The sequence below is a fragment of the Streptomyces sp. B21-083 genome, from assembly GCF_036898825.1.
Taxonomy (GTDB): Bacteria; Actinomycetota; Actinomycetes; order Streptomycetales; family Streptomycetaceae; genus Streptomyces.
On the sequence record NZ_JARUND010000002.1, the window covers coordinates 824,427 to 836,760 of the forward strand.

Annotated in this window: 10 protein-coding genes and 3 pseudogenes; 6 read left to right on the top strand and 7 right to left on the bottom strand. The window is 67.3% G+C overall.

The genetic code is table 11. The features are described from left to right. Positions 1-111 precede the first annotated feature (111 nt). From QA861_RS27700 to QA861_RS47165, 6 genes are all read right to left on the bottom strand, one after another. Positions 112-1,500 (bottom strand): tyrosine-type recombinase/integrase, encoded by a 1,389-nt coding sequence (locus tag QA861_RS27700; protein WP_334591324.1) that lies wholly within the window; start codon positions 1,498-1,500, stop codon positions 112-114. Continuing rightward, positions 1,497-1,694: a helix-turn-helix transcriptional regulator gene (locus tag QA861_RS27705; RefSeq protein WP_334591325.1), complete on the bottom strand. Its 198-nt coding sequence runs from the start codon at positions 1,692-1,694 to the stop codon at positions 1,497-1,499. Before QA861_RS27705 ends, QA861_RS27700 begins: the two co-directional genes overlap by 4 nt. A gap of 1,096 nt (positions 1,695-2,790) precedes the next feature. Next, on the bottom strand, positions 2,791-3,210 hold the full coding sequence (locus tag QA861_RS27710; RefSeq protein ID WP_334591326.1) for a hypothetical protein: 420 nt from the start codon (positions 3,208-3,210) through the stop codon (positions 2,791-2,793). A gap of 355 nt (positions 3,211-3,565) precedes the next feature. Beyond that, positions 3,566-3,880, bottom strand: a complete 315-nt coding sequence (locus QA861_RS27715) for a PspA/IM30 family protein (RefSeq protein WP_334591328.1) — start codon at positions 3,878-3,880, stop codon at positions 3,566-3,568. After that, the gene (locus QA861_RS27720) at positions 3,877-4,731 is read right to left on the bottom strand and encodes an IS5 family transposase (RefSeq protein ID WP_334591329.1); all 855 of its coding nucleotides are present in this window, start codon (positions 4,729-4,731) and stop codon (positions 3,877-3,879) included. Before QA861_RS27720 ends, QA861_RS27715 begins: the two co-directional genes overlap by 4 nt. Positions 4,732-4,782: 51 nt before the next feature. Then, positions 4,783-5,034 carry a hypothetical protein gene (locus QA861_RS47165; RefSeq protein WP_443041589.1) on the bottom strand — a complete coding sequence of 84 codons (252 nt, stop codon included), beginning with the start codon at positions 5,032-5,034 and terminating at the stop codon, positions 4,783-4,785. Between the two features lie 1,294 nt (positions 5,035-6,328). On the opposite strand from QA861_RS47165, the pseudogene QA861_RS27730 reads away from it, so the two are divergent. The 3 genes and pseudogenes from QA861_RS27730 to QA861_RS27740 all read left to right on the top strand — a co-directional run. Beyond that, positions 6,329-6,484: pseudogene (locus tag QA861_RS27730) on the top strand (IMP dehydrogenase); the annotation flags it as partial. A gap of 134 nt (positions 6,485-6,618) precedes the next feature. Beyond that, the gene (locus QA861_RS27735; protein WP_334595062.1) at positions 6,619-7,119 is read left to right on the top strand and encodes a hypothetical protein; all 501 of its coding nucleotides are present in this window, start codon (positions 6,619-6,621) and stop codon (positions 7,117-7,119) included. A 1,174-nt stretch (positions 7,120-8,293) separates the two neighbouring features. Continuing rightward, a complete protein-coding gene (locus QA861_RS27740) occupies positions 8,294-8,647 on the top strand; it encodes a hypothetical protein (protein ID WP_334591330.1) in 354 nt (117 codons plus the stop codon). 148 nt (positions 8,648-8,795) lie between these two features. Here QA861_RS27740 and QA861_RS47170 read toward each other — a convergent pair whose 3' ends face one another. After that, positions 8,796-9,203 (bottom strand): nuclear transport factor 2 family protein, encoded by a 408-nt coding sequence (locus QA861_RS47170; protein WP_443041590.1) that lies wholly within the window; start codon positions 9,201-9,203, stop codon positions 8,796-8,798. 914 nt (positions 9,204-10,117) lie between these two features. On the opposite strand from QA861_RS47170, the gene QA861_RS27745 reads away from it, so the two are divergent. From QA861_RS27745 to QA861_RS27755, 3 genes and pseudogenes are all read left to right on the top strand, one after another. Further along, positions 10,118-11,023, top strand: a complete 906-nt coding sequence (locus QA861_RS27745; RefSeq protein WP_334591331.1) for a universal stress protein — start codon at positions 10,118-10,120, stop codon at positions 11,021-11,023. Between the two features lie 231 nt (positions 11,024-11,254). Then, positions 11,255-11,563, top strand: a pseudogene (locus QA861_RS27750) (glyceraldehyde 3-phosphate dehydrogenase NAD-binding domain-containing protein); the annotation flags it as partial. A gap of 181 nt (positions 11,564-11,744) precedes the next feature. After that, positions 11,745-12,268, top strand: a pseudogene (locus tag QA861_RS27755) (hypothetical protein). The last annotated feature ends 66 nt before the right edge of the window (positions 12,269-12,334 follow it).

The following is a 12,334-nucleotide window of genomic DNA, read 5'->3' on the forward strand; positions in this document are numbered from 1 at the left end:
CTCTCGGCCCACCCAGTGCAAGGACCGACTTACGTCATAACTCCCAGTTCCTCCCACTGCTGTCCCGCTCCTGACCAGTACTTCCGGACCAGTCACGGACCAAACCCCGCCTCACCCTTCACACTCCGCGCTCTGGCTGACGCGGTCCCACTCCTGCATGGACTCCTCAATGAGGCGGTTGGCCTGCTCTCGGATGCCGTCCAGGAACTTGGCGTAGTAGCGGAAGAGGACCTCAATGCTCTGGCCCGCGCGACGAGCGCACTCGGCAGGGTCGACACCGGAGTACAGCCAGAACGAGATCCCAGCGTGCCGGAGATCATAGGGCCGCTTGGCCAGCTTGGAGGTGAGTTCTGTACGGGTCAGCACGTACTTCCGTGCCCGCGCCCACGTTGTACCGTAGGCAGCTGCATCCACGTAGTTGCCAGCCTGGTTCCGGAACAGTCGGCCGTCCGGCGCCACGCCGAAGCGTTCGATGTGCGCACGGAGCATACGTACGAACTGCGGCGGGATAGGCACAGGTCGAGTCGCGGTAGCCGCGCGGCGCTTGAGGGAGTGCACCTCGTGCACCGAGCCGCTGTTGGTCCACTCCTTGCCTGAAGTGACGACGCCACCCGAAAGGTTGAGCATTCCCCATCCGGAGTCGGGCAGATGGCACTGTTCGAACCGGAGATGAATGACCTCCGCAGGCCGCATTGCCGCGTGATACATGCAGCCGAAGAACGCCTCTAGATGAGGGCCGCGACCGCGCTGCTGGGCAACCGCCGTGAGCAACCGGGCGACCTGGGCGGGATTGGGAACGGCAGCCGGGTCCGCCTCCTCGTTGACCGCTGGAGCTTTCCACCGAAGCCCGTTGAGGGGATTCTGTGTGAAGTAGCCTTTCTCCACCGCGATATTGAGGACTTCATTGAACGCGGCCCGCTTGCGCCGCGCCGTCTTGGCAGCAGCCTCCTTGCCGTCCAGCTTGAGGCACAGGGCGTCCAGTGCCCGCCGCAGAACGTCGGATTCCGTGAGAGCGCTGACGGAAATGGAGTTCCGCTTCATCCATTCCAGCGCATGCCGCCATTCCTCAACTGGCTCTTCCCCCCATGCCTTCTTGTTGAACGCCCAGGAATACAAGGCTCGTCGTAGCACCCGTGGCTCCGGATAGGTCACGCCAGCGTACACAAGGGCAGGCGTGATGGTGGCGAATGCGTCCGCTAGTGTGCGGCGGGTGTTTCCCGGTGTACGGTCCCAGCGCTGGTCGAGGTATTCGTGCGCAAGGTCGTACCATGTCGTCCGCTGCTTGATAGCTCGCAGCTCGGACGCCGGCAGCCCTGTGAGCTCATCGAAAGGCTCACCTTCACGGGCCGCGGTCAGCAGCTTTGCGCGCCTGCTCTCGGCGAGCCCGACAGTCATGAACGACTCTGATTTTTCGCGCCCATTGACCGTCCACGGGACCATGAACGGCTTGCGCCTATCGGGCCGCTCCCATATGTCCCAGAAGCGGACGTTGTAACTCATCGCCAAGTATCAGAATCTTTCTCGCACTTGTCCCACCAGGAATCCAGGTCAGCACGACGGCACCTGAGTTCACCATTGGGCAACTTGATCATTCGGGGCGCTTCCCCGCGAGTGCGCATTCGGTAGAACGCCGAAGGACTCATACGGATCTCCGCAAGGACCTCAGCGAGCTTCAACGCCGGAGGACGAGCCATGCAGTATCACTTTCGCGTCGAGACGGGCTTCATGCCGGAATCCATGTGCGCACCGATACAGCGCGCGACTTCCTCGCGGCGCACAAGCGAGCAGCCCGAAGGTGACCTTGCGTAGAGCAGCAGTGGCCAGGGGCATGAAGGTGTGGTCATTGATGTAGCAGCAGCTGGCAACAGCCAACCAACGTCTCCTCTCGAATGCGTACGGCTCTGCCAACTGGGTTCGGCACGGCTCCACCGCCAAGCACAGCCGCGTGCGAACACCATCAATGCTCTGGAAGATCCCCGGTTTCGGTAACCGGGGAGCTTCTGCTAGGTATCGCCCTGATCTACGAGGTCCTGCTCGGCGGCCCTGTTCCCGCCTCGGTCAAACGCCACGCGGTGCGAACGGAGGGCCGGGGGCATCATCCGTGACGAGCATGGACAGCCTGTCGTTGGTGAGCCGGTCGGGGTTACGGGCCTTTACACGCTCAAACGCCTTGTAAAGAGCGCCAACCTCCTCCGCTTCCCGGCATGTTCAGGCGTTCGCGGCGCCAAGCGGGATAGGACGCGTTGGGGGCGAATCGGAAGGCGGGACTTGACAGGTGGACCTCCTCGGAGCGGGACGCGGTCGTGGGACCGAGCAGCGCGGGATGGGTACTGCCAAAGCGGCCAGCCCCTCTGCAGACCGACCTTCACTCCGCACCCAGTGTCTGACCTGGTATTTTCCGGTTCGTTGTACGTTGACATGATCTCGGAGGAGGTTCCAGTCCGTCGGAGATCTTGCCCGTCTGCCGTGAGCTGAAGGCTTCCGCAGACACTTGCAAACCGATCAGGGCCGACTGCGTGTGTACAGACGACCTCGGCGGTGCCGAACCCCATCGCGTCCGCGCTGCTGGGAGGAGCGGGCACGTGCCACCGGGCTCGTGGTGGAGCGCGTGGATGAACGTCCCGCCGAGTCGATGCTGTCGGACAAGCTCTACCGGCTGTGGATCGCCATCGCAGACGAGCTCCAGCGCGAGTCGGGCGAGGCACAGGGCAGAACGTGCTGCACGCCGCACTGTGCGCTGCCCACCGCTGCCAAGCCGTCGCACCATCCCGCTGATCCTGCAGGGCGGCTTCAAGTTCCCGGTAGGAGTGGGCTGTCGGTGACGCCCCAGATCCAGAGGGCGTGTTCGGGTGCGTCCCGGATGGCTCGGGTGGTCTTGGCGATGCTGTCGGCTCCCAGCAGTCGCAGCCTGCCGATGGCCAGGTTCCGCAGAGCGGCCATCACTCGCGGCGCGTTGCCGGTGTGGACGGTGGAGGCGTCCTCGGCGAAGACCACGTCTCTGACGTGATGGCTGGAATTTTCGATTCCCCAGTGCCCGCGCACGTATCCGCCCAACTCGGCGGGGCTGGCCTGGTGGGTGTCGAGGCTGGTGACGGCGTAGACCGTCTCCCGGGTCTGCCGCTTGCCGCTCTCCTGGCGCCGCCGGTGGATGCGCAGGGCCGGCCGCGCTTGCGGGAAGGCGATCCCGCCCAGGTTCGCCGCGATGGCCATGGTCTTGGCCGAGCGGGACTCCCGCCGGTCGTATCCGGTCCCGGAGACGGTGTTGCGCCACGGGCACCTGCTCCCACGGCAGGGCCTTGACCTGGGCCGACGCGGTCGGCTGGTTTCCCGATCACCGCGATGTAGTGGGCCTTCTTCTCCTGCACCAGCCGGCGCACCTGGTCTTTGACGCTGTGCAGGGCGTCGAAGGCGACCACGGCGCCTGCCAGGTCAAGTGGTTCCAGCAGCGGACGGAAGGCGGCCGTCTCAGAGGGCGTTAAGTCCGTTTCTGGTAGCGGCCGCGTCCGGGCTGTTCGAGGAGTCCCTGGCGGACGAGTCGTCCCAGGCGGGAACGGATGACGTTGATCTAGGGCTCGTCGGTGGGCAGGCCGAGGTGTTCGTGCAGATCGTGGACGCGGAACACCTTCCTGGGATGTTCGTTGAACGTGGTCACGATGCGCTGGTAGACGGTGGCGGTCGTGGTCCCCGCGGGGGCCGTTGCGTGGTCGGGAGGGGTGAGGCCGTCGATGACCTTGCGGGTGGCGATGAGTTCGGCCAGGCGGGCTTCGGTCTCGGTGAGGGCGGTGGTGAGCCGTTCGATCTGCTCGCGCAGGGTGGCGGCGCGGGCTGCGGTCTCATCGTGTTCGGTCTGCAGCAGCCGCAGGAGTTCGTGGACGTTCACGCGGCCAGCTCCACGTCGTCCCGCCAGGCGGGGGCAGGGGTGGTGAGGCGGCGGAGCAAGCCGGCGGTGGAGGCCCAGTAGACGCGGGAGGCCGCGTTGTCGGGCCGGTGGTCGTAGTCGCGGGCGAGACGCCTGTGCAGCATGAGGGTGCCGTTGACCTGCTCGACCACCCACCGCTTCGGTTGCGGGACGAAGCCCTTGCCTTCGTCGGCGGGGTTGCGTCGGACCACCTCGACGGTGATGTCCTTCACCGCCCCGTGGATGATCACGGCGTCTTTGAAGCCCTGGTCGACCAGGACCTTTTCCAGGCGCATCCCGCATCGTTCGGCCGCCTGGTCCAGCAGGGCGATGCCGGCCTCGTTGTCGTGTGCGCTCGCGGCGAGGATCACCACACCGATGATCAGGCCCAGCACGTCGACGGCGAGTCCCCGCTTCCTGCCGGGCGTCTTCTTGTTCGCGTCCAGTCCCGTCGTCGCCTTCGGCACCCCGGCCGCCACACGGACGGACTGGGTGTCGATGATCACCAGGGACGGGTCCTCTAATCGTCTGGCCCGCTCCCGCACCTGGCAGCGGAGAATCTCCTGGATCCGCTGGTCAAGGCCGTCCTGGCGCCACAGGGTGAAGTAGTAGAACACCGCCGACCAGGCCGGGAGGTCATGCGGCAGGAGCCGCCACTGACAGCCCGTCCGGTTCTGGTAGAGCAGCGCGTTCACGACCTCACGCAGGTCGCAGGAGCCCGGGTTCCCGGTCGCCGACCGCGCCACCCGCTCCTGCTTCCACGCGGTGACCAACGGCTCGATCAACGCCCACTGCTCGTCGGACAAGTCGGTTGCGTACGGCATCCGTTCCATAGTCGCGACCCCATCATGCACACGACATGACATGACGGAGGAACCGTCCCATCACCCACGAACGGGTGACACCACATCACTAGGAACGGGACTTAACGCCCTCTCAATGGTCTTGGCCCCCACTTCCCGCTGGGCCAGGGTGACGGTGGGGGCGTGGGAGACGGCGGACAGCAGGTGCCGATAGCGCTGGATTCGGTGCGCGGAACCGGACAGCGCCTTGCCGTCCACCGCGATCGCCGGCCGCGGCGCCGAGCCGGAGCCGACAGTGTGGTGGTCGCGTTCGGCCAGGCAGGTACCGATCACGGTGTCCAGGGCATCGCCGTCGAGGGCGGCCAGGAGCCGGGTGAGGGTGGCATGGGACGGGGCGCGGCGACGCCCGAACAGGTGCCGGACGGATGCCGAGTTGTTCCAGCCCGGTGGTGGTGGCGCGCTGTCCCCACTCGGTGATCTCGGTGATGGTCCGGGCGCAGGCACAGATCAGCAGCAACCCGACCAGGGAATACCACCGCCCGCGACGCGAACGCGGGTCGGGTACGCGTTGGAGGTGGGCGCGCAGACGGCCGGTGTCGTGCTGGTGGAAGGTCCATTTTCACCAGGCCGGCAGGGATCGGGGAGGATGGAACGGCAGGCACGGGACCTCGATGTGATCAGCTGGCGTAGACACCCTGATGATCACCGGTCTCGTGCCTGTGCTGTTGCCACGTCAACTCCCGCTGGGCGCAGACGATCTACGCGATTCCGGAACTTGCAACCGCCCTGGGCATGAAGCGCGCACTCAAGGCAGCCGGCGCGGCTTCCAGTTCCAGTTCAACCAGAACGACCGCCTCCCTGAAGGCTCCGAACTGAGGCTGCTGTGAAAGCTCGGCGACACTCACGCCACCGCAGAGGAACGGCTTCAGGCAATGAAGGCGGACCCTCTCGCAGGCCCGGCCGCGCGGGACGCGACTATCGAGCAATTCGACGGGCTCGACCGTTGGATCCCCCTCCCCCGTGCGGGTCCGGCTGGTGGAACTGCTGGACGCCGGCGGGATCGAGATCCGCCGCATCGAGCTACGGCTGCCGCGCCCACGAGCTCGATAGCCGTGGCCGCGCTGGGACGCCGGTGGAAGCCAGGCCGCCCGCTGCGCCGCGCAGCCGCTACTGCAGTGCGCTACGCGGAGGATGCTGGCATGGCCTCGCCCTGCGTGGGTTCAAGGACAGCCACCCGATCCCCGTCGCGATCAGTACGGCCTGGGCGCGCTCTGGATCATTCTCGGGTGGTACCACTTCGAACTGCTCGGCCACCGGCTCCGTCAGGGAGCCCACTGCCTGGAGGTCGTCCGCCCCACCCGGACCCAGCCGCTTCACGCGCTCCACATCACCGTGCGCGACGCCACCGCTCCCCGGCTGTAGCGCTCCCGCCAGCCGGAGTGGTGACGAGAGGGTACTGGCCGTGAATGGCAACGACAGCGGATGTCGAGGCTGTGACCTGTAACTTCTCGCGGTGTCTCACGCTTCTTCATCTGCGGTTGTCTCAGCTCTCGGTGCATCCCCACCGGGTTTACTGAGGCCACTCCGGACAGGTGGACCGCTGACCTGCGGTGTCTCACGGCCCGCCATCACCCGGGACGGCGGTACGGTCGGCTGTGTGGGGGTGCCGTACGGCGGAAATCGCGGGGGTCGTTCTGCGCCGGATGTTCGACCGCAACATCGCGCTGCGCGGGGCATCGCCCCTGTCCGCGCCTACATTCCCCAGCTCCTGCCGGATGTGCTCTCCGACCCGGCTGGTCTCATTAGGCGGCGCGCTTCACGTGGCGGACCAGCCACATCAGCAGGGCGTCCGCTCTTGGCGGCGGATTCCTCGGCGCCCGGGCCGCGGTTTCCGCTGGCCGGAAGCAGGCGCAAGCAATGCGCTACCAGGCAGACGCTCCGTGGATTCGTGAGCTTCTCCCCTCCCTCTACGCCGAGTTCATCACCCAGGCCGAGCACGTATACCAAGAGTTTCAGGACCTGTATGAGGCCGCATTCCAAGAGCGGTGGGACGCGATGGAGCACCGGGCGCGGGATCTGGACCCGCAGCGGCTTAAACACGCGTTCACAGCGCTGGAGCTCCGGGCACCGCAGAACGTCGTCGACGAGGCATACCGCCTTCGCCAGACGCTCTTGTTCGACAATGCCCCCGACCTGGTCCGGTTCGGCACGATGCAGCAGAATCGGGCGGCTTTGATGACGGCCAGAGCCGGGCTGGCCGCGTCCTATGCGAGTGGTTACGACTCGTTCCTGAACGCTGCAAGGTCCTCCCTCGGCGTCGGTGTCGAAGCAGCGGAACCATCGCGCTCCGAACGCCTGCTTCGCCGGATCCGTCTCAGACATCGCAGCTCTCGGACGCGGCCCACTCTCGGGCCTTGAGTCACCGCAGGTCTGTGAGGGGTTCAGCGCCATCAGGTCGAGGCCAGGCACGGGGCCAGGGGTGGCCACGATGGCGAGACTGAGTGACTTGGCCAGGCGTGAGACACCCCAAGAACCAGCAGCTCACGGAGGTTCGCTGGTCCGCGAAGCCGGAAAACCTGCAACGCTGAACTCAGCCCGCCGGAACTCGTTGACCTGCGGCGACTAACTTTGCTGTCAAGGCAGCGGCGCAGCATATGTTTCTGCGTCCAGCCCTGCGGCCTGCGGCAACTGAGTTGGATGGCAAGGATGGCCGTTGGACTGGGTTCGATGGCGGCGGACAACTGCCCAGGCCCCAGCTCGGACGGCGTCGGACGAGAGCCGGATCAACCCCGTCGCTGCCGGTCAGATGGCCCGATACCCGGCGCCGGGAGTGGTCTGGGCCGTGCCAGAGTGACCCACATGATCCCCGCACACGTCCCCGACGAGCCGCCGCTGACCTACGCCGACAGCTTCGACATACCGGTCCTCTTCCGCAGCGGGCCCGCGGACAAGCCTCGGAGGCAGTGGCGGACGGCCAAGCACAAGGGGTGGAACGGATCGGACGGATTCCCGGCGGCCGACGGCTGGTACGCCCCGACCACCACGTGGCGGGAGATCATCAAGGCCGCCACCGAAGTCGGCCGCGACGTCACCCCGCACCTGCAGAACCAGCCTCGCTACGCACACAGGGAACTCGTCGCCCGGGTCTCGCCGCTGTACGCCTATCTCGGCGCGCATCCCGTGAAGCCCCGGCATCCCGTACCGGGCGCCAAGGGCCGGCGCCTGACCTGGAACCCGGTCTACGCGCACGGCACCGAGCGCAGTGCGAAGAATGCCGCCGGCTACCGGCTGGGCATGACGATGACCGCGTGGGCCTGCCGCTCGCTGCTGGGCCTCGGCCAGACTCAGCACCTTGAACTCGGCGGCCCCGTCCCTGCCCTGTACGACACGTTCAAGGATCCGAAGAAGAAGCTGCCCGACCTGTGGGGGCTCCACGAAGCGGAGGAGTTGTACTGGCTGATCGAGGCCAAGGGCGGCGACGTGGGACTCGGCACGCTTCGCAAGGGGTGGGCGCAGCTGGCGGCCGGCAGCAAGGTCCTCGGCGCGTACCGGCACCGCACCGCCCTGGTCGGGGCGTCCGTACGGCCCGGCGATGATCTCTTCCTCACCATCGACCACGACCTGCACGCCGGAGGCCGACGACGAGGCGGCGGGCCCGGGCAACCTGGAGGACCGCCTCGGCGACAGCGACGAGGCGCTCATCGGCGCTGCCCGAGCCCAGATGCTCGCCTACCTGGCGCTACGCTCCGCTCCCGCCTCCCAACTGCGCACCGTGCCCGTCACCCGCCTGCTCATTGTCGGCCGGAGCCCGCAGGACGTGGTCGAGGGCATCGTCAGCCTGCGCCACCTCCTGCAGGCACGCCGCATCGACCTGCACGAGGAACACCACGCCGAACGCCTGCTGACGCTCCGGCCGCGGAGGGCCGCTGCCGCAACCACGGGATGACGAACGGTTCTCACACTCCCGTCCACCCAGATCTGACCGGGACTCGATGCCGTCCCTCTCGGGGCACGCCGACCGGGTAGGGCAGACGGGTTCAACCGACTGCCCCCAGGGGCTCCTCCTCGTCGGAGGTGGTCACGCGGCGCGGCGCTCAGAAATCCGCTGCGGCACCGTAGTACGCCGCCTCAAGGGCCCGGGAGCGATCCGGGTAGCCGACGATGCGGGTGACCAGGCCGTCAGCAACGTCACATACCTGGTACACCAGGGCCGATCCAGGGCCGGTCACGGGCGCCGCGCCGTGAATCCGTAGACCGAGGACCACGGCTTTCGGGTACGTGAAAGTCTCGTCGACCGTTGTCAGCGGCGCACGGGCGTACAGGCGCGCGCAGCGGCTGAGGACGCGACGGCGGCCACGGCAACTCCTGGCGCTCCTGCCAGGACGACCCCAGCACACGTCCGGGTGCAGGACCTCGACCAGGAGCCTCCAATCGGCGGCTTCCAGCGCACGACGCAGACGCCCCGCAATGGTGCTCGGGCCGGGCCCTCGCTCGGGTGACATGTGATCCTCTCCCGTACACGGAATCACTTAACAAAATAAACTATGCGACAGTGCAATGGTTTACCGGAGGGTCGGGTCGCGACAAAGGGTGGGGCGCTCCGGGCAGCCCGTGGGGCGCTCGCTCCGGCTGCTGCGCGGTGGGTTCGTCCATGTCCGCCGCTCGGAACGACGGCCTCGGACAGCCGGGACAGGCCACCACGACACCGCCGGTCGCGGCAACCGCGGCGACTACGCGGCGGACACACCGCACTCTGGCCCGACCCGGGAAAACCGGCCCGGCCGCAGACCCTGTGTTCCGGAGCCGCTCCCGTTGCGGCATCGGTCCACCCATAGGCCAGGCCGCCATGTGCCAGCCGGGCAGCAATCGCGCGCGACGGCCCAACGGCCGTCTGTCCGCCCAGGGATCACGCCTTGGGCGACTCCTGCATTACGCGGCCGCTGTTCCTTCCCGTGAAGGATGCAGCCGAGGCATGCCGGGTGTGCTGGGAAACCCGAACCAGGATCTCCCAGTTCTTCGGCCGAGGGGCATCGTGCCGCCGGTCGCGCCAAAGACTGGGCGGCTCTCCCGGGCCTGCTGAGCCTGCTTCCATGGCGTGGTCCCCTACCCCGCAGGGTCGACGGCGTGAGCTTGCCGACCGATGGCAGACGGTTCTGCTACTTCAATGCAGATCAGCCATCCTGAAGTTGCTGGTCACTGGCTGGTGTTGATCGTTGACCGCGTACGCCCCGCGAAGGGGAGGGGCGACGGGCAGCGGTGGATCGGCGGGCAGGTCGCGCTCCATCCACCGTTAGGCCCGCCCTCATAGGGCCGTTCGGCTCCTTTCGGGGACCTGTGGCCCCTGCAGCCCATCCACATCGGCCGAGATGCTGGCACTAGATCCTCCGAAGCGCCTGCGTCCCGGGAGGTACCCGTTATGTCCCGCACCATCGCCGTAGGTCTCGACGGCTCATCTGAGAGCCGGGCGGCCGCCGACTGGGCAGCCCGCGAGGCGGAACTGCGTGCTCTGCCGCTGAAGCTGGTCAACGTGTGGGAGCCCGTACCGGAGCCCATGATGGAGGCGCCGATCCTCGGTGCCGACACACAGCAGCACTGGAGCGAGCGGATTCCCCGAGAGGCGGCCGCGCGAATCCGAGGACGCCACCCCGGGGTGGAGGTCACCGTGGAGCGGCGCACCGGCTGGGCCGGCGAGGCGCTGGTCGGCGTGGCGAAGGAATCCGAACTGCTGGTCCTGGGATCCCGGGGACTGAGCGGGGTGGGCGGGTTCATGGTCGGCTCCGTCGGCCTCGCCGTAGTGGCGCATGCCGAGCGGCCCGTGGTCCTGGTACGGGCCGGAGAACTGGCCTCCTCCGAGCACGCGAGCGATCCCTCGGGGAACCCGTCCACCGACACCGCGTACCGGCCCGTCGTCCTCGGCATCGACACCAAAAGCCCCGACGACTCATTGATGGAGTTCGCCTTCGACGCTGCGGCGCGTCGCGCCACCACTCTGCGAGCCGTACACAGCTGGAACGTTCAGCCCTACGACTGGTACGGGCCTTCCACCAACCTCAATCTAAACAGTCAACTGGCCTCGGAGGAAGCCACCGCCCTGACGGAGGCACTGCGCCCCTGGCGGCAGAAGTTCCCGGCCGTTGAAGTCGTCGAGGAATCCCGGCCCGAACGAGCCGCCGATCAGCTGCTTGACGCTTCCCGCGACGCCTCCCTGCTCGTCGTCGGTCGCAGGATCCGCCGTTCGCCACTTGGCGCCCACACCGGGCCCATCACCCACGCCGTACTTCACCACGCCGCAGTCCCTGTGGCCGTCGTCTCGCACAAGTGACCGGTGAGGGAAGGGAGTTCAGGAGCACAGCAATCGTACGAACTGCCTTCGCCCCACGACGGAGAGGTCGCGACTCCGAATCCGGCTTGGCCAAGTCCCCATCCGTGTCGAGGCGATCGCGCCATGCACTGCGGCCAGCGACGCACGGCCAGACCTGGCCCGCCTGCGCCGAGGTTACCGAGCGTGGCTGGCTTGCCTGAAATGTCTCGTCCTGCAGAGGAGTCCAGTGCCATGACGGTACGTGTCGGAATCAATGGATTTGGCCGAATCGGCCGCACCTATCTGCGCGCCGCACTCGACCGCGCCGAGGCCGGTACCCAGTACGTCGACGTGGTCGCCGTCAACGACATCGCGTCGCCCGCCGCCCTCGCTCACTTGCTGGAGTAAGACTCGACCTTCGGCCGCATCGGTCGCGAGGTCAGCCACGACGACAGCTCGATCACCGTCGACGGTCGGCGCATAGCCGTCACCGCCGAAAGCGACCCGGCCGCCCTGCACTGGTCCGATTACGGTGCCGACATCGTCATCGAGTCCACCGGCCGCTTCCGCGAACGCGACGCCGCGGCCCTGCTTGAAGACCGGCGCCCACACGGTGCTGCTCTCGGCACCCGGCAAGGATGCGGACGCCACCATCGTCATGGGCGTCAACGACGCGAACTACGACCGCCAGCGCGACCGGATCATCTCGGCGGCCTCCTGCACCACCAACTGCGTGGTACCGATGGTGAAGGTGCTGCACGAAGCATTCGGTATCGACCGCGGCATGATGACCACCATCCACGCCTACACCAACGACCAAGCCCTGCTGGACAGCCCGCACAAGGACCTCCGCCGCGCCCGCTCGGCGGCACTCAGCATCATCCCGACCAGCACGGGGCCGCGCGTGCCATCGGTCTGGTGGTGCCAGAACTGACGGGTTCGCTGGGCGGCATCGCGGTCCGCGTGCCCGTCGAAGACGGCTCGCTCACCGACCTCGCGGTAGTGCTGGAACGCGAGGCAACGCCGCAGGAGATCAATGCCGCCTTCACCGAAGCCGCCGAGGGCCCCATGAACGGCATCCTTCGCGTGTCGACAGCACCCATCGTCTCCCGCGACGTCATCGGTGATCCCGCCTCCTGCATCTTCGACGCCGCTCTGACACAGGCGAACGGCACCCTGGCGAAGGTCTTCGGCTGGTACGACAACGAGTGGGGCTTCAGCAGCCGGCTCCTCGACATCACCGCACTGGTGGCCGACGACCGATGACTGCGACGCGGGGCCATGGCCTTGTCGGCTACCGCAGATCGGCGTCAGGCTGGTCGCTGACGCCGC